The sequence below is a fragment of the Heliobacterium chlorum genome (assembly GCF_014502795.1).
Taxonomy (GTDB): Bacteria; Bacillota; Desulfitobacteriia; order Heliobacteriales; family Heliobacteriaceae; genus Heliobacterium; species Heliobacterium chlorum.
In genome coordinates, this window is sequence record NZ_JACVHF010000001.1 from 166,135 (window position 1) to 182,099 (window position 15,965).

The 15,965-nt window shown below is 49.3% G+C and carries 17 protein-coding genes; 8 read left to right on the forward strand and 9 right to left on the reverse strand.

All coding sequences use genetic code 11. From position 1 onward, the window contains the following. Positions 1-111 precede the first annotated feature (111 nt). Positions 112-1,482 (forward strand): glycosyltransferase family 39 protein, encoded by a 1,371-nt coding sequence (locus tag H1S01_RS00800; RefSeq protein WP_188038225.1) that lies wholly within the window; start codon positions 112-114, stop codon positions 1,480-1,482. A 29-nt stretch (positions 1,483-1,511) separates the two neighbouring features. Here H1S01_RS00800 and H1S01_RS00805 read toward each other — a convergent pair whose 3' ends face one another. From H1S01_RS00805 to H1S01_RS00825, 6 genes are all read right to left on the reverse strand, one after another. After that, the gene (locus H1S01_RS00805) at positions 1,512-1,697 is read right to left on the reverse strand and encodes a hypothetical protein (protein ID WP_188038226.1); all 186 of its coding nucleotides are present in this window, start codon (positions 1,695-1,697) and stop codon (positions 1,512-1,514) included. Next, the gene (locus tag H1S01_RS21800; protein WP_279286922.1) at positions 1,684-1,818 is read right to left on the reverse strand and encodes a hypothetical protein; all 135 of its coding nucleotides are present in this window, start codon (positions 1,816-1,818) and stop codon (positions 1,684-1,686) included. Before H1S01_RS21800 ends, H1S01_RS00805 begins: the two co-directional genes overlap by 14 nt. A gap of 23 nt (positions 1,819-1,841) precedes the next feature. Then, positions 1,842-2,165, reverse strand: coding sequence for a hypothetical protein (locus H1S01_RS00810; protein ID WP_188038227.1), 324 nt, complete (start codon positions 2,163-2,165; stop codon positions 1,842-1,844). Positions 2,166-2,320: 155 nt separating this feature from the next. After that, a complete protein-coding gene (locus tag H1S01_RS00815) occupies positions 2,321-3,619 on the reverse strand; it encodes a glycosyltransferase (RefSeq protein ID WP_188038228.1) in 1,299 nt (432 codons plus the stop codon). 127 nt (positions 3,620-3,746) lie between these two features. Then, the gene (cooS, locus tag H1S01_RS00820) at positions 3,747-5,858 is read right to left on the reverse strand and encodes an anaerobic carbon-monoxide dehydrogenase catalytic subunit (RefSeq protein WP_188038589.1); all 2,112 of its coding nucleotides are present in this window, start codon (positions 5,856-5,858) and stop codon (positions 3,747-3,749) included. A 181-nt stretch (positions 5,859-6,039) separates the two neighbouring features. Next, entirely contained in the window at positions 6,040-6,978 is a 939-nt protein-coding gene (locus H1S01_RS00825) for a coiled-coil domain-containing protein (protein ID WP_188038229.1), read from the reverse strand. A gap of 118 nt (positions 6,979-7,096) precedes the next feature. Between H1S01_RS00825 and queC the strand changes: the two genes are divergently transcribed. The 4 genes from queC to H1S01_RS00845 all read left to right on the forward strand — a co-directional run bounded on the left by queC (position 7,097) and on the right by H1S01_RS00845 (position 9,181). After that, entirely contained in the window at positions 7,097-7,780 is a 684-nt protein-coding gene (queC, locus tag H1S01_RS00830) for a 7-cyano-7-deazaguanine synthase QueC (RefSeq protein ID WP_188038230.1), read from the forward strand. Positions 7,781-7,792: 12 nt separating this feature from the next. Continuing rightward, positions 7,793-8,527, forward strand: coding sequence for a TIGR03915 family putative DNA repair protein (locus H1S01_RS00835; protein ID WP_188038231.1), 735 nt, complete (start codon positions 7,793-7,795; stop codon positions 8,525-8,527). Between the two features lie 65 nt (positions 8,528-8,592). Beyond that, positions 8,593-8,838: a hypothetical protein gene (locus tag H1S01_RS00840; RefSeq protein ID WP_188038232.1), complete on the forward strand. Its 246-nt coding sequence runs from the start codon at positions 8,593-8,595 to the stop codon at positions 8,836-8,838. Between the two features lie 40 nt (positions 8,839-8,878). Beyond that, a complete protein-coding gene (locus tag H1S01_RS00845) occupies positions 8,879-9,181 on the forward strand; it encodes an MTH1187 family thiamine-binding protein (protein WP_188038233.1) in 303 nt (100 codons plus the stop codon). A gap of 90 nt (positions 9,182-9,271) precedes the next feature. Here H1S01_RS00845 and H1S01_RS00850 read toward each other — a convergent pair whose 3' ends face one another. From H1S01_RS00850 to H1S01_RS00860, 3 genes are all read right to left on the reverse strand, one after another. Then, a complete protein-coding gene (locus tag H1S01_RS00850; RefSeq protein ID WP_188038234.1) occupies positions 9,272-10,876 on the reverse strand; it encodes a spore germination protein in 1,605 nt (534 codons plus the stop codon). A gap of 176 nt (positions 10,877-11,052) precedes the next feature. After that, positions 11,053-11,196 carry a hypothetical protein gene (locus H1S01_RS00855; protein ID WP_188038235.1) on the reverse strand — a complete coding sequence of 48 codons (144 nt, stop codon included), beginning with the start codon at positions 11,194-11,196 and terminating at the stop codon, positions 11,053-11,055. A 114-nt stretch (positions 11,197-11,310) separates the two neighbouring features. Further along, positions 11,311-11,856 (reverse strand): hypothetical protein, encoded by a 546-nt coding sequence (locus H1S01_RS00860; RefSeq protein ID WP_188038236.1) that lies wholly within the window; start codon positions 11,854-11,856, stop codon positions 11,311-11,313. Between the two features lie 369 nt (positions 11,857-12,225). Between H1S01_RS00860 and H1S01_RS00865 the strand changes: the two genes are divergently transcribed. The 3 genes from H1S01_RS00865 (at position 12,226) to H1S01_RS00875 (ending at position 15,920) form a co-directional block, all read left to right on the forward strand. Next, entirely contained in the window at positions 12,226-12,780 is a 555-nt protein-coding gene (locus H1S01_RS00865; RefSeq protein ID WP_188038237.1) for an S-layer homology domain-containing protein, read from the forward strand. Positions 12,781-13,385: 605 nt separating this feature from the next. Beyond that, positions 13,386-15,215: a PAS domain S-box protein gene (locus H1S01_RS00870; RefSeq protein ID WP_188038238.1), complete on the forward strand. Its 1,830-nt coding sequence runs from the start codon at positions 13,386-13,388 to the stop codon at positions 15,213-15,215. A gap of 297 nt (positions 15,216-15,512) precedes the next feature. After that, positions 15,513-15,920: a PH domain-containing protein gene (locus H1S01_RS00875; RefSeq protein WP_188038239.1), complete on the forward strand. Its 408-nt coding sequence runs from the start codon at positions 15,513-15,515 to the stop codon at positions 15,918-15,920. The last annotated feature ends 45 nt before the right edge of the window (positions 15,921-15,965 follow it).

Genomic DNA, 15,965 nt, shown 5'->3' on the forward strand with positions numbered 1-15,965 from the left:
TTTTCGGATAGAAATATGCATAGTTTAATAGATAGGATTAGTTGATCATATGAGACTCTTGCAAAAAGGGTCTGCTTCAGATACAGCACAGATATAGAAAGAAGGATCTTCGTGTATTCGACGGATAAGGACCGTCCTTCCGAGAACGGCCATAAGATGCTTCTTGGGGCCATTCTTTTTCTGGCCCTCCTGCTTCGATTCGGAGTGGTCTATGTTCAAGGCCCTGAATTGCTATTAAATAGTGATGACCGTGGGTACGTTCAGTCGGCGGCCAAATGGCTCACGACAGGGACGATGACGTTCTACTCCGATAGTCCATCGGCTTTTATCGGACCGGTCTATCCAGCATTTTTGGCAGTCATCTTTTCCGCCTTTGGCAGTGGCGAGGAAGGGTTACAAGCCGTACGATATGTGCAAGCTCTGCTCGGCGTCCTCATCGTACTGTTGACCTACCTGTTGGCCCAGCGTGTCACAGAGCCACGGACGGCATTGCTGGCCGCCTTTTTGATGTCTTTTTACCCGCCCAATATCTTGATCAACGGGCTGTTTCTGACGGAAACTTTGTTTACCGCCTTAAACTTAGCGTACATGCTCTTGCTAGTGAAACTGAGTCATGACGAGCAGTTGAGTGAAAAAGGGGAGACCTTTCTCTTCGGATTGTTAGGGGCTTTTACGGCCTTGTTAGCCCTTACCCGAGCCACTTCGGCTCTCTATCCAGCCGTTTTCACGGTCTATTTGCTCTGGCGGCGGAAGCTGCCGCTGCAGCGGTGGCTCCGAAACGGCTTGGTCCTTTTTATGGCTTTCTCTATCTTCATGTCCCCTTGGTGGATTCGAAACTATGTGCAGTTTGACCGTTTCATTCCCTTTTCGACAGGTGCCGGTGATCCCTTATTGCTGGGTACCTATATAGACATGGAGGGAATCGTTGACGGAGTGGGACCGGATTGGCCGACGGGGAATGGTGAGTTAGATCTGCAAGAAAAGTATAAACAATATGCCATCGAACGGCTGAAAGAGAATGTGCCTAAGGAGCCCTGGCGGTATCTGAAATGGTACACCGTCGGTAAATTTCTGCTCATGTGGGGCGGGCCCTTTATGTGGCCGTCGCTCTGGGACAACCTAAGGCCTTGGGTAGATTACTATCACCAATATTTGATGCTCTTTGCTTTTGGCGGTGCCGCCTTGGCACTGTGGCGCTGGTGGAACCGCCGCAAGGAGCTCGAAGGGATGGGCGGCGGACTATACCAAGATCAAGTTCCCCGAGACCGTTGGGGTGCTGGCGGGCAGTTTTCGGGGCCTCTGCTGCTCCTGTCGATTCCCACCTATTATTCGATCTTGCATAATCTTTACTTCGGATTTGGCCGCTATAACATCCCTTTCATGCCGCTCGTGCTTCTCTTTGCTTCCTATTTCATCGTGGAAGTCTATGATGTGCTGATGGGTGTGCGAAAAGGCGATTACGCGAAAGGGATCCTGCGGTAGGAAACGGAAAGACCCTGAGCACAGGATGCTCAGGGTCTTTCGTCAGGCGGGTGTTTACTCGGCCAAGGTCCGGGATCGCTCGGCTTGTCGACCGTCGGCTGATGGTCGATGAGCAGATCGTCTCCCAAGTTATTAGCCTCTTCCGTGAGAGCCATATGATCGAAACGGGTAAACCGGGAGCGCTGTTCCGGTGGTTCTGGATTACCAGGTTTCAACTTCAGGCTCCTCACAGGCGCCGCATTTTCCCGCTTTGTTCGGGGTCAGTTCGTTGGCGGCTTCCATCTGATGGGCGTTGGTGTTTTTGGCTTGTTGATCGCATTTGTTTTTGCTATCCAAAATGATCACCTCCGCCATTAGTGTTAGCCGTGGCAGATGGAAACATACGGGCGAAGGTGGAGCCATTCGGCAAACATATCGACGTCGACAATCGTCTGAAAGTGACATTGTATCGCACGCAAGGGTCCCTCAGGACGGTTCTTGATGAAAGCGGTTCGAGCCGTGCGGTATATATCTCCAGAAAAATCATCTATGTAGGGGTAGTATCCATAGGTCCCATAGAACCAGGCGCAGAAGGCTTGAAGGCGATTGAAGATACGGGCCAGTTCTTTTTCCCGCATCCCCGGCGGGAGGGTTGCCATGTAGTCGTCGATCAAGCGGTCTAAAGCGACGATCTCTTTCTTCAAACCTGTCCCCCCTTGACTTCGCATCGTCCTGCATGAAGCTTGTCCTATACTCCTTTAAGTATATCAAATTTCGACGGCCTTTGAGCGATTGGATAAAAAGACCGTAAGCGAGGATGCTTACGGTCTTTCAACAGCGGATAATTATGAGACAGCGCCTAGTTTTGCGATGAAAAATGATGATTTGCCTGACTGGTCTTACTTCCTTTATTTATATCGTCCCCGAAGAAGTTAACCCGAATGAGAGGATCAAATTCTGGTCCATCGAAAATAGCCTCAAAAAATATCTCTAGAATGCGGTTTGCCCGATGGGACCAGGACAAAGATCGAGCCCTGTCTACCCGCCGGAATGGAAGAAAAGAATCTTTACGTAACACTTCATCTCGTAAGGCTCGGTTGAGTGCCCGCAAAATGTCGTCGTGACTTTCACCCACATAGATAAGGTCTCGAAAACGCAGTGCACTGGGAAGAGCCGACGAAAGGATCGGTTTTCCGGTAGCGAGATACTCGTAAAGCTTCAGCGGGTCAGAGGCGAGCGAATGGGGCTGATAGTTGCGCGGCAGCAGAAGCACATCGAATTGGTGCAGAAAGTGGGGCACCCGTTCATAAGGTTGAGCACCGAGAAAGATGACGTTAGGCAGGGATTTCAGTGCCTCCATGGCCCTGTTGTCGACCGCAGATTCAACGACAGGACCGACGAGCACCACCGTTCCTCGCGGCAGAGATTCGGCGATTTTCCGAAGCAATTCTAGATCGATCCAGCTGGTGATGGCCCCGACAAAGCCCAGCAAAGGCCGTTCTAGCCCAGCTAGTTCGGGCAACGCCTCGCTATAGTCCGGACGATAGGCGAAGCGATCTACATCGACACCGTTGGGCAACCAGGCCGCCTTTTGCTCATGGTCACAGGAGATCTTATCGACGAGATGGTTGGAAACGGCGGTCACCACCGTCGCATCCCGGAGAAGTTGGGCAAACTGGTGATAGAGGGACTGCAATTCCGAGTCGGACAATCCGGGAAAACCGAGGTTGTCATCGAGAACATCGAAAATGCTGTACCGTGGATGGAGCGCCTGGAAGATCTCATAGGATTGCCCGATTCCTCCAGACGATACATAGACGACTGTCTGATCCCGCCACGATGTGCCCAGCATTTGCTCGACAAACCGAGGAAGCTGCTTTGAAGCCCAGCGGCGTTTCACACGGTGCAGATGAAAGGCTGCAGGCAATCGTTCCAGAGGCGGCGTACAGATCTGTACGTCACCGTCGAGACGGCTTGTCCATCCCGTCTGCCAAGGATAACGATCCAGTCGCGCTTGGCGGGCACCGACAGTGGGATTCAAAAAGATCTTCCGGCGTAGAGGAAAAGCACTGGTCATCATCCGCATGGTGTCACTGAGTTCCTGATGATGCCAAGGATAAGGATACATGCCTAGAACGAGAACGTTCTCAAGGGGCATAAATTCACATCCAGACAGTGGAGAATCTTAAGAAAGTCCCGGGAAAATGTTCTCCCGGGACTGCTTTTTTGGCTTTAGTATATTCGAAAAGGGGATTTTAGTCAAAGAAGTTTGTGGAATTTGTAGATTAGTGGATATCTGTCGAGGAGAGTCCTAGCGCCTTTCGTTTTGCTTCGATCTCGTCTAGATAGATCTGAACAGTTTTTTCAGCGTCCAGTTCCACGACCACTTTGCCTAGACCTAATGTGGCCGTTGTCTCCGTAAGCGTCTTGACGACGACGTCACTGCCGGTGATGGAAGGAACGGGTGCGACGTGGACCATCCAGCCGAGGGCCAAGGCGGTGCAGGCGTCAGCGACGGCTTTTTGCTCCAAGTATTCGGGAGCGCCGATGACGAGAGGCAATTGATTGGTGTCCACATCCAACTCATCGGCGATCTCTTTGGCGGTCAAGGTCATCTTGCCGATGTCTACACATGCACCGAAGGAGAGGACCGGCGGGATGCCAAGGGATTGACAGACTTTCCGAAGCCCCTCGCCGGCTTCGGAAGCCGCCGCCGGATCGGTAAGACCGGTGTATTCCATGACGGAAGAGGTGCAGCCGCCGGAAAGGACGAGCACATTGTTCTTGATGAGCCCCTGGGTGATTTTAAAGATATTGCTGCCGCCTTGGCCGTAGCGGGCGGTTGTACAACCGACGATCGTGGCGATACCGCGGATGTTCCCTTGGACGATCTGGTCGATGAGCGGTTTGAATGAACCGCCCAAGGCGGCTTTGACCGATTCGGTCGAGAAACCGACCATGCATTTGTCGCTCACGTAAGGTGGGATGTAGACTTCCCGGTTTTCCGCTTTCCGTTTTTTGAAGGAGTCGATCGCCATCTGGAGCGCTTTCTCCGCTTGCTGGCGCATGATCTCAGGCCGGAAATCGAGAATCTCCGTATCAGGCATGCGGATGACCGGGTCGACGGAGACCATTTTAACGCCGTATCGTTTCGCAAAGAGGGGCAGCGTGGGCACGGTACAGTTGTAATCGAAGGTCCACAGGTCGACAGCACCGGTGGCAAAGAGGTATTCTTCAGAGAGCCATTCGCCTTCTTGGCCTGCGTAGGCTGGCTGATTGTGGGTCCCGTCGTAGTTCATCAACTGCTGGCCTTCGCAGACGTGGCCGAGCACTTGAATCGATTCGGCGCCAGCCTCACGGGCTTTTTTCTGCCATTCTTCCGATGAGGCCACTTCGACGAGGACATGGGCCAAGTGGGGCATGTGCCCGTTGGTGATGATGTTGACCTTATCCTTATGAAGCAGGCCCATGTTCTGTTTTTTGACCACCGGCTGCTGGGTGCCCATGAGGATTTCCTGAATGATATTGAGCATGAGCAAGCCCTGGTACTCGTTGGCGATACCGAGACGAACCGCTTTTAATAGGAAGTAAATGGGGTCGGCATTCAGGTTGGTCATACACATGGTCTGGGCCATGGCCACTTCAGCGTTGGCGCCGCCGGGGAAGATGTCCAGCTTCTTCCAGAGTTCTTTTCGTTTGGCTGGTGCGAAGGCTTCTGTCGTCTGGGAAGGCTCATAGTGGGGACGGCAGATGTCAGCGATGACCCAGTTAGCGAAATCCACAGCCAGGGCATTGGTGTCTTTGTTCGTATCGAGCCCGGCTAGAGAGGCCCAGTGGCGAAGCTTCTCCGGTTCCCGGATCTTCATGCCTGATTCGGGATGCTGGGCTGCTGCTTTTAAGGCCCGGGCGACTTGATGGCAGTGATAGACGTTGGCGGCCGTACCGATCGTCACGTGGCGGTACATAAAGTTTCGGGCTACCATGACATGAGCGTCCACACCGCAGACGCCCCGTTGCACTTTACCGGAGATACGGCAGGGGCCATTGGCGCAGAGCTGGCAGGATAAGCCTTCGACGCAGAACTTACAACGGAGCTTTTCCTGCTCGGTAAAGCGGTCGAAAACGTTCGTCAAGCCCTGTTCGTGGACAGACTTGTACATGATCCGCATGGCCGGATCAATGATAACATTCAGCGGATAGCCTTCTTTGGACTGATCATCCTTATGGGCGACATGTTCTCGCTGCCAGCGGTGCACTTCGTTTGGGGGCGGTGAGACTTTTTCGTCGATGATAAACCTGGGAACCTTATCGTGATCGTCATGGTGGGCCGACGGGTCGTTCGTTCCGGAAGAGGGTTGGCTCGTGGGAGCGTGCTCCAAGGTTTTTCCTGGGATCATGGAGTCGGTCGCATGCTGCAAATCCTTAGCGGAATAATCGCCGGAAGGGGAGGGAGCCATGTTTTTACCGGGCTGCTGGTCACCGGGAAAGCGTTTGTCTGTCATCGTTTGCGGTGCACTCCTTTGTTTATGTTGAAAAGGGGCAGCTTCTTCAGCAGAAGTGCCCCCTTCGTTTCACCGTTTAGAAACCGGTCGAGGAGCCGGAGAGGTTGGTGGAACCACCAAAACCGCTGGTCATCATGCCACCGGAGGTGCTTCCCAAGGACTGCCCCGATCCGAAAGACTGTTGACCGCTGCTCATCATACCGGAGGCACCGCCGAAAGAACTCGTACCGCTCGAACCGAAGGAGGCGCCGGTGGGGCGAGAACCTTCGAAACCAGGTGTGGGGCCGAGGGACATGGCACTCGGTTGACCGCCGTAGGGAGCATCACCGACGAAGCCGGGCGTCGGCGAATAGATAGAAGAGCTAAATCCAGCAGAGGGGCTGAGCGAGGAGGTCAAGTTAGTGCTTCCGCCGAGACCGGAAGTGGAGAAAGTGCCTGTCGTGCCGCCAAAACCGGATGTGCCTGCACCGCTCGAATAGGCCGAGCTATACTGGATAGGTCCGCTCGGACCGTCTCCTTCAAAACCGGGAGTGATCCCCACCGACGTGCCGGAATAACCGCCGAGGTTGGAAGTGCTGCCAAAACCGGAGGTGCCGCCGAAGTTGGAGGTACCGCCGAAGTTGGAGGTACCGCCAAGACCGGAGGTGCCGCCGAAGTTGGATGTACCGCCGAGGCCGGAAGTGCCGCCGAAGTTCGAGGTGCCCCCGTAGTTCGTGCTGCCGAAACCGGAGGTATAGGAAGCGGTCATCGGAGAAACGCCGAGAGAACCGATTTCATAAGCGGCTGAAGTCATTTGCTGGGATTGGTTGGCCAAGGTTTGCAGTTGCTGGGTCATCTGGGCGCACATGCTTTGTAGTTGACGAAGCTGGTTTTGGGCTTGGCCTTCCCGTTGGGCCAGGTTGGTCAATTGTTGTTCATTGCTGCGTTCCGATTGGGTCATCTGTGTCACCATCGATTCGACTTGACGAATCTGAGACTGGAGATTTTGAATTTGTTGCGGCAGAGACTGGTTCATGTAGTATACTCCTCCTATAAGAATGTCTTCCGACTACTGATAAATTTCCCCACAGGCTATCCAGGTAAACAAACAATTCTTGGCAAATAATGGACCATTGAGAGGCTCATAGGAAAGGATGATCGATGTGGCAACGGTGGGTGTAAGGGCCGTCGTCATTCTCTCGGGCGGTTTGGATTCGACAACCTGTATGGCTGTGGCCGACGAGAAAAGGGAAGAAATATATGCAATAACATTTGCCTATGAACAGCGGCACCTTCGGGAGATCGAAGCGGCGAAAAAAGTGGCCCATTATTACCGAAGTGTCCATCACATCATCGATTTAGGCAAAGTCTTTGGGGCCAGCGCTTTGACATCGTCCCATTTAAAGCCGGAAACAGAACAACAGCGCGGCACGATTCCGCTCACGTACGTGCCGGCGCGCAATATCCTCTTCCTGTCCTATGCGCTTTCCTTTGCGGAAAAGGTAGAAGCCTCGAAAATCTATATCGGCGTAAATGCCCTGGACAATCCCGGCTATCCCGACTGCCGGCCCGAGTTCATCGCCGCCTTTCAGCATATGATCCAGGTAGGTACGAAATTGGGGACGGAAGGACGAGGCGTCCAGATCGAAGCGCCTCTGATCAACTGGACCAAAGCTCAAATTATCGCGAAGGCCGTCGAGCTAGAGGCCCCCCTTCACCTTACCCACACCTGTTATAACGGCACTTCGCCGGCTTGCGGCATCTGTGACAGCTGCCGGCTGCGGCGAGAGGGTTTTGAAGAACTCGGTTTGACCGATCCGATTCCCTATCGCCGATAAGGGAGACGAAAGATGATCCATTACATCTACGACGGCAGTTTTGACGGCCTGCTCACCGCCATTTATGAGGCGTACTACCGGCGTCAAGTGCCTGACGACATCCGAGCCGAAGGGTGGGGGGAAGAAAACCTTTTTGCCGAACAAGTGCCGATTGAAACGGATTTGGAAAAAGCGGAAAAAGTCTTCGCAGCCATCGAAGGAAAGATCTCTCCCGATGCGGGCCATCATGCAGCCTACGCTTTTTTATCGGAAATCGACGGGATGGAACAGGCCATCTACCAGTATGTAAAGCTGGGTTTTTCCATGGGTCCGAAAGTGGATGCCTACCTGACCGATGACCGTGTCCTAAAAGTACACCGCATGAGCCACAAAGTGCGGACCGAGAGGCACCGCATGCTGGGGTTGCTGCGCTTTCGCCTGCTCCAAGGGAATATCTACTACGCACCGATGGAGCCGGACCACAACATCGTCAGTTTGATCGCCCCGCACTTTACCGAGCGGCTCAGCGACCAGAACTGGATCATTCACGACTGCAAGCGGGGGCTGGCCGCTTTGTACAACCGGCAGGAGTGGATCCTGACGGAGTTGGAGAGCGACGGTGCCGTCGCTGAGGTGCAGGCAGAAGCTGTCTACCAGCAACTCTGGCGGGACTACTATCACAGTATCGCCATCACCGGGCGGACGAACCGCAAACTGCAGCGCCGCTGCATGCCTGTGCGCTATTGGAAATATCTCATCGAAAAGTAAGGGCGCCCCGGAAAGGATAGACTGATAAAGACGGCAGGGAAGAATGGATGATCGGAGGGAGCGGCATGGACGATAAAGAATTAGCCGGAATCCTGTCTGACCTGATGCTCAAGGACGGACGTTTCACGGCCAGTTATATCCGGGGAAACCAATTATTTATCCAGTACAACGATCTGGAGGAAGAAGGTCCGGTCTCCAAATGGGTCGGCATTCAGATTCGAACAGGCGAAAGCCTGGAAGAAATGGAAAAACCGCCGGAAGGCGGCTGCAACTGTCCCCGGCGGAGCGGGCAACCGGCAGCCGGAAAATAGGGAAGCCAGGAGAAACATAATAGACGAAAGGGGAACGAAAATGTCTGTCATCGCCGAAGTCACTGTGGTGCCGCTAGGAACAGGCTCGCCAAGCCTTAGCCGCTATGTGGCCGCCTGCCATCGAGTGCTGCAACAAGCCCAGGGAATTCGCTACCAATTGACCCCGATGAACACGATCATCGAAGGGGAATTGGACAAGGTGCTGGAAGTGATCCGCCAGATGCATGAAGTCCCTTTTGGCGAAGGAGCCCAGCGAGTCTCCACATCGATCCGCATTGATGACCGGCGGGACAAAACCCTCACTATGGAGGGAAAGGTAGGCGCGGTCGAAGCGAAATTATAGCCCCCTGTATAGATCAAAAAAGCTAGCCGTCTGGAAAAGAGGGCTAGCTTTTTTTGCGTCATCGAAAGGTTATCATCAAAATGTCATTTTCTAAACATCATCTAAACTATTCAAGTTATACTTCATCGATTTCAAGTCCATCCGTTGCCCATCAATGGTTTTAAAGGTACGAGGCCGGTTCGTCCGCCATTTGGGAGAGAAGACATAGATTGTGTCCACGAGGTCTCGCAAATGGATGGCTGACATCTGGCTCAGGTAGGGAACGCCATAAGATTTGAGGGAACCTACGTAGGCTAGAACCGTTGTGGCGCCGAAGACGATACCAGGCATTCCCCAAAAGGTGGCCCAGATGACAAAATAGTATTTTAACAACCGCATGGCCGGCAGCATGGCAAGGTTAGACACGGTCAAATTGGTGATCGCCGTGACGGCCACGATGATAACCATGATGTTCGACGCCAAGCGGGCTTGTACGGCTGCTTGTCCTAAGATAATCCCGCCGACGATCGTCGCCGCGCCGCCGACGAGCCGGGGCAGCCGTTGGCTCGCCTCAAGAATGATGTCGAGCAGAATCAACATAATCAGCACTTCCAAGGTAGGAGGAAAGGCGAGGCCTTCCCGGGAGGCGGCAATATTCATGATCAAGTTCGAGCCGATGACCCCGGTGGGAAAGTTGGTGAAGGCGATATAAAGGGCAGGCAGCATCATGGTGAGGTGGTTGCCGAAGATCATCCGTAACATGCGAAAAAAAGTAGCCAGCAGGGGAGCGACGTAATAATCTTCCGGTGTCCGCCAGAAATCGATGAATAGGGCAGGTACAATCATCGCACCGGGAGAGTTATCGATGAAAACAGCGATGCGCCCCTCGAGCAGAGAAGCAGAGACCCGATCGGTTCTTTCGCTCGGAAGCGTAAGGGGGAATATATTAAAGGAACGTTTGTCTAAATAGATGGATAATTCAGCTACGTCGTGAATGATATCGATATCCAGGCTTTTTAAGTCTTCTTTGACAGCTTCGACACGAGGCGGGTAAGCGATGCCTTCGATGTAGGCTACAGCTACTTTGTTTTTACTCCGCCGGCCGATTTGAAAGGAATCAATCCGGAGACGTTCATCTTTGATATGTTTCCGAAGCAAGGCTGTATTCACTCGGAGGGCTTCCACAAAGCCTTCCATGGGGCCGCGAACAACCTGCTCCGCCTTGGGCTCGCTGACAGTACGGTGTTCATACTGGTGATTCATGATGACTAACCCGGAAGAGAGTCCGTCAGCCAGCAAAAGGGTATTACCATCGAGAAGCTGGCTCTTCGCCTGATCGATCGTGGTGATCTTCTGCCAATTCGGGACAGAAATGATCGTCTTCCCGATCGCTTCGAAAATATCGGACGTTTCATCATGGAGGCCGGCAACGTTCTGCAGAGGTTCGATCACGTGCAGGGCCAGTTCTTTTTTGTCGATCAACCCTTCAATAGCTGCCAGCATGAACTTCCGGCCGAGAGCGGGATTCTCGATCGTCCGAAAAAAAAGATCCTTCGGTTTGCCGAGGGCGTTTTCCAGCATCTCTTTGGTCGCTTTCAGCGCTGCCGGGAGTACTTGCTCTACTTTCCCTTCCCGGTCGTCGGGAGGTGGGATTTCGGTCATCCGGTGCTTATATAGAAAGGTATCCCACAAATTGTTATCCTTGTTGTCTTCCATCTTCTCACCCTTCGTTAGATTCGCCAGCAGGGGAGTGAAACATGTAGATTAACACGTAAATAAAAATGTAAATCCAACACGTAAATAAATACAACAAGTAAATAAAAAGAGCCCTTCCTCATCACTCGAACTTCCTTCGGTTCAAGTTTGAGGCCCGGACTCTTTGAGGATACCGACTATTCCATATGCAATCCGGCCGAAGGCACTACTTCGGTACTGCCCTTCACACTGGACAGATTCTGGGGTAGCAGATCTTCATCATCTAAAATGGCACCGGAGTCTTCACCAAGATTCGGCATGGTCATATTCGGATCTCCCAAGGCGATCACCTCCGAACACAGTATGCCCTGTCATAAGAAGATAATGCCATTAAAGCAAAAAGACCCCGAACCTCTCGTTACGAGGTCCGGGGTCTTAGGTATCGAATTCGCTTTTTAATTCAACAGATCTCCTGTGATCTGAACGCTTTTGGAGGGATCATCCGAATCGGCTTTCGATTTTTTGGCCCATTCCAAAAAGCTTGTCGTATCCATATTGGGATTTTGTTTCAAATCCTTGGCCCCTTCGGCACCGACGATGACCGTGAGGCCAGTCTTGCCATCAGGCTCGGACATGGTGATGGCAGCCACACCGATGGGGAAGTCGGTTCGGTAGGTCGCGAGGATGAAGTCGCGGGCATATTGCTGCGCTTTGGCTTTCATCTGGGGATCCTTCATCAAGGGGAACATGGCGATGACACCACGGCGGCCGTCAGAGAGGGAACCGATGGTGATATTCCCTTTCGCTTCTTCCGGTAAGAGGGACTCCAAATACTTCGGCATATCTTTGATATCCTTCGGTGTTTCCAGGGAAGACAAATTCGTGCTAACCACAGCTGGTTTGCTGGAAGAACAACCGGCGAGGATCGTAACCATCAAAAGCAAGGACATCATGAGCGCAATCAGGCCTTTGCGGCGAGAACCAGTTACGAATTGCAACATATATATACCTCCATGATTTTACTGGATGATTCAGCAAACTAATTATAACGCAAGTGAATGGGAAAGGGTATTGTAAAATATTTGGGGGGAAAAGAATCTAATAGATACCTTTAAAATGAGCAGTTTCCGGTGACGTGTACTGGAGTTCTTCTAAAAAGAATGCCACGCCCTTAAGTAAGGTGGAGTGTCGTTCTTTTTTAAAAGTATAATCATTGTCGGACTAATTTTCTAAGAGATAAAGATTAAGGGTATTATTCCCTGGATAAACAATAATTTTTACTATATAAGCAGTACAAAATGGTTTACTATTATTTTTGATATTCTACAACTTATTGTGTTTTAGGCACAACGACTGATGGAGGTATTTCGATGGGTAAATTCAATAAAGAACTGATTAAAGGTATGATCGCCGGGGCTACATTGGCGACCATGATTACTTCGGGGATTAGCATTGCAGTTGCCAGCAGCACTTATGGTGATGTTCCTTCTGGCAAATGGTATACGGACGCGGTGATGTGGGCGAAGCAAGAAGGTATCATGAAAGGTGTTTCTGAAGATAAGTTCGCACCTGACGAATATATGACCCGCGCACAGTTCGCTCAAGCAATGAAAAATCTTCAGGAACAAGGGTACCTTGTAAAGTCGTCTACTACGACGAATCCGACAGCACCAAGCCAAAATACTTCGAATAATACCACACCAACCACTTCTACCGAGGGAACAACGGGTAACGTAACTCCCACTACTCCCGCAGAGGAAACGACAGGCAACACCACTCCGGTCACCCCTGTAGAGGGAAACACGAGCACCACAACTCCGACTGTTCCAACAGAAGGGACAACCGCAAATACAAACACAACGACCCCGACTACGCCTGCACAGGGAAATAGTAGTGAAACTACAACCACTCCTGCACAGGGGTAACGAAAATTAGATCCAATGGTACGAAATAAAGCGAGAGCCTTGGTATTAAAAACCAAGGCTCTCGCTACTTTGATGTTGATATATATATTCGGTTGCCAATATGAAAATAAAGAGATAGCAGGTGAGCAAATTGAAGGTCATGGAAATTAGTGCGTTCTGTTGGGAGACGGTCTTTCATTGGGTAAGATTATAGCCAATTTTTGAAAGTTTGAACAGAGAGTGAGTTATGGGATATCAGGTCGGCGTTGCTTGGGAGAAGAAGGGATTAATTTAAGGGAAAATAACGTTAAAGGCCCGCCAGTTAAGGCGAGGTTTTTTTGCGTTGGGTGATGGGGCCAATTGACGGAACTACAGTTACACTTCAATTTTGACGTGTAATCGACCGAAGATCACTATTGCCCACCGGGGGTACAGAAGATGAGGGAACATAGAAGGATGAGTTGCGGTCTTGGCGGCAGTGTTGCCGGTGGGGGGGGATGAGGTGAAAAGGAATGTTGAGGGGAAGCAATTCGCCGATAATTAAGACTATTTCAGCAATTTTCTTGATTTAATTTACAATTAGTTGGATAATAATTGAAGGTATCTGATTTTTAAGGGTGATGTCGTTGAATCAAGAAACCAAGCGACAAAAAGCTAGTGATAGTCTAACAAACGAGCATTCTCCCCTGCCAAAGATAAGCGTATCTGAGTTAATCAACTTTTACAATCTTACTTCAGATTTACTGGTCGTTTATGATTTAGAGTGGCGGATCATTAATGTCAACTCTTCGGCTGAAAGATTGTTTGGGTATTCTCCAGAAGAGCTTATTGGAGTAAACAGCAAAAATTTTATTCATCCAGCAGATAGGGATGACGCAATCAAAATCATAGAAACGAACATAGGTATGTCGACGCCCATCGTTAACACCAGCCGTATTATGTGCAAAGATGGTAGTTATAAATGGATTAAGTGGAATAGCGTTCCGGTGTTAGAAGATGAGAGAGTTTTTGCTATAGGAAGAGATATTACTGAAAAAATCAAACTAGAGCAAGAGCTTAAAACCTCAGTAGATAAAACAAATCAATTTCTTGAAAGAATAACAGATTATTTTCTTTCCGTTGACAAGAATTGGACTATTGAATATTTGAATCAGAATGTATTAGATTTATATAAATCTGACTATAATCTGAACGAATCTAAGGATGATTGGATAGAACAAAAACTATGGGATAAGCTCAGTCGGGAGACTAATAAAGAATTTTATGCTTCACTTGAAAAGGCGTTAAAACAACAAAAACCTATAAATTTTACCGCTAAATCTAGTCTTAACCACTGGTTCGAAGTTAATGCTTATCCGTCTGGGAATGGATTAACCATTTTTTTTCGTGATATTACAGAATCAAAAATATTAGCTGAACAACTACGGCAATCTGAAGAAACTTTTCGTATAACCTTCCACGATAGTCCTACAATGATATCCATAAATTCATTACCCGAAGGTAGATTCCTTGATGTAAACCCTAAGTGGGTGGAAGTTATGGGTTATCAATCTCAACAAGTTATCGGTCAGCTCCCAAGTAAATTAAATATAGGTGTTAAATTATTTGATGGTAAAACAATTACTGAGAAAATACGAGACAATGAGATTGTAAAAAACGAGAAGATAAAAATGGTAAATGTTAAAGGAAGAGAAATAATTGGCCTGTTATCGGCAGTGCCCATACAGATCCATAAAAGAAAATCCTTCTTAGTAAACATTGTGGATATGACAGATTATTACAACCTTGAGAACGAAATATTACGCTTAGAAAGGCTAAACTTAATTGGCCAATTGGCCGCTGGTTTAGGCCATGAAATTAGGAATCCTCTTCAAACTATTAGAGGGTTTTTACAGCTTCTTGAGAATAAATACAAAAATGAAAAAGATTATTTTGACTTAATGATTTCGGAGTTAGATAGGGCGAATCATATAATCACGGAGTTTTTGTCATTATCAAAAAATAGACCTGGTAATCCTAAACGACTTGATATAAATAAAATAGTAACCACTCTTTTTCCGCTGATACAATCAAAGGCTTTCCTCGAAGAGAAAGATGTCCATTTAGAATTAAACGCCTCGTCCGACATTGTCGGAGATGAAAAAGAGCTAAAACAACTAATACTTAACTTAGCTCAGAATGGTATTGAGGCAATGCAACCTAGAAAAATGGTAAAAATACGAACCTTCGAGGAAGGATCTCATCTTACGCTTGCCATATCGGATCAGGGTAAGGGTATAGCTCCTGAGATTTATAGTAAGCTCGGAACTCCATTTCTCACAAGCAGGGCAGACGGAACAGGGTTAGGCTTAGCGGTTTGCTACAGTATAGCGGAACGTCATAACGCAAAAATCGACGTTGAAACAAGTTCAGAAGGGACAACATTCTTCGTAAAGTTCCCCATAAATCAACGATGAGAATAATCACAACAACAGTCCTGGTCGCAACACCGGGGCTGCTTTTCTTTTTTCGTACCGAATTTCAAAAACGCCGATAACTTCCCGCACTTAATCACCTAAAATCCCCCTACACCCAAATAAACCCGCTGTAATGGCCCACGTCCGATTGGACCTCCGTTGTGGATTGAATGGTATGGTTGGGTGGGTTGAGAGGCGTAGGGGGGAACGTGAAGGGGCGTTTTAAGTGCAGGAAATAAATTTAATGAGTAGAATGCATATACCTGTAAATAATGGCTATTATTTGGGGGTGAATTCATGTACTATCGTTCTAAACTCGACTTTTGGGTGGTAGGTTTTTGGATTGGAACATCGAGTACATTAATTACAGGAATTATCAATGGAAATAGCGTTGCTATTATCCTTGGAATAATTGTTGCCGCTACAGGTTGCTGGTTTATTCTAACGACGGGATATGCTTTAGGGGAACACTCATTAACAATAAAAACCGGCCCATTCAGAAAGATTTTGACTTACTCAGATATTAAAAGAATTCGAAAATCTCGAACGTTTCAATCTGCTCCTGCAATAGCTATAGATCGCTTAGAAATTGTTTATGGAGACGATATGAAACACGTTCTTATATCGCCGGTGCACCAAAATGATTTTTTGCTGCAGCTAAAAAAACGATGTCATCAGATGACAATAGAAGGTGTTTTTAATTGATTAAGCCTCCATTTGGTATGGTTGGTCGAGTTGGAGGGCGTAGGG

Excerpts from the sequence above, each read along its gene's own strand:
- H1S01_RS00860 (WP_188038236.1), bottom strand. The coding sequence starts at position 11,856 with ATGTTGCAATTCGTAACTGGTTCTCGCCGCAAAGGCCTGATTGCGCTC.
- queC (WP_188038230.1), top strand. The coding sequence starts at position 7,097 with ATGATCGATGTGGCAACGGTGGGTGTAAGGGCCGTCGTCATTCTCTCG.
- H1S01_RS00815 (WP_188038228.1), bottom strand. The coding sequence starts at position 3,619 with ATGCCCCTTGAGAACGTTCTCGTTCTAGGCATGTATCCTTATCCTTGG.
- H1S01_RS00865 (WP_188038237.1), top strand. The coding sequence starts at position 12,226 with ATGGGTAAATTCAATAAAGAACTGATTAAAGGTATGATCGCCGGGGCT.
- H1S01_RS00875 (WP_188038239.1), top strand. The coding sequence starts at position 15,513 with ATGTACTATCGTTCTAAACTCGACTTTTGGGTGGTAGGTTTTTGGATT.
- cooS (WP_188038589.1), bottom strand. The coding sequence starts at position 5,858 with ATGATCCCAGGAAAAACCTTGGAGCACGCTCCCACGAGCCAACCCTCT.
- H1S01_RS00835 (WP_188038231.1), top strand. The coding sequence starts at position 7,793 with ATGATCCATTACATCTACGACGGCAGTTTTGACGGCCTGCTCACCGCC.
- H1S01_RS00825 (WP_188038229.1), bottom strand. The coding sequence starts at position 6,978 with ATGAACCAGTCTCTGCCGCAACAAATTCAAAATCTCCAGTCTCAGATT.
- H1S01_RS00840 (WP_188038232.1), top strand. The coding sequence starts at position 8,593 with ATGGACGATAAAGAATTAGCCGGAATCCTGTCTGACCTGATGCTCAAG.
- H1S01_RS00850 (WP_188038234.1), bottom strand. The coding sequence starts at position 10,876 with ATGGAAGACAACAAGGATAACAATTTGTGGGATACCTTTCTATATAAG.
- H1S01_RS00845 (WP_188038233.1), top strand. The coding sequence starts at position 8,879 with ATGTCTGTCATCGCCGAAGTCACTGTGGTGCCGCTAGGAACAGGCTCG.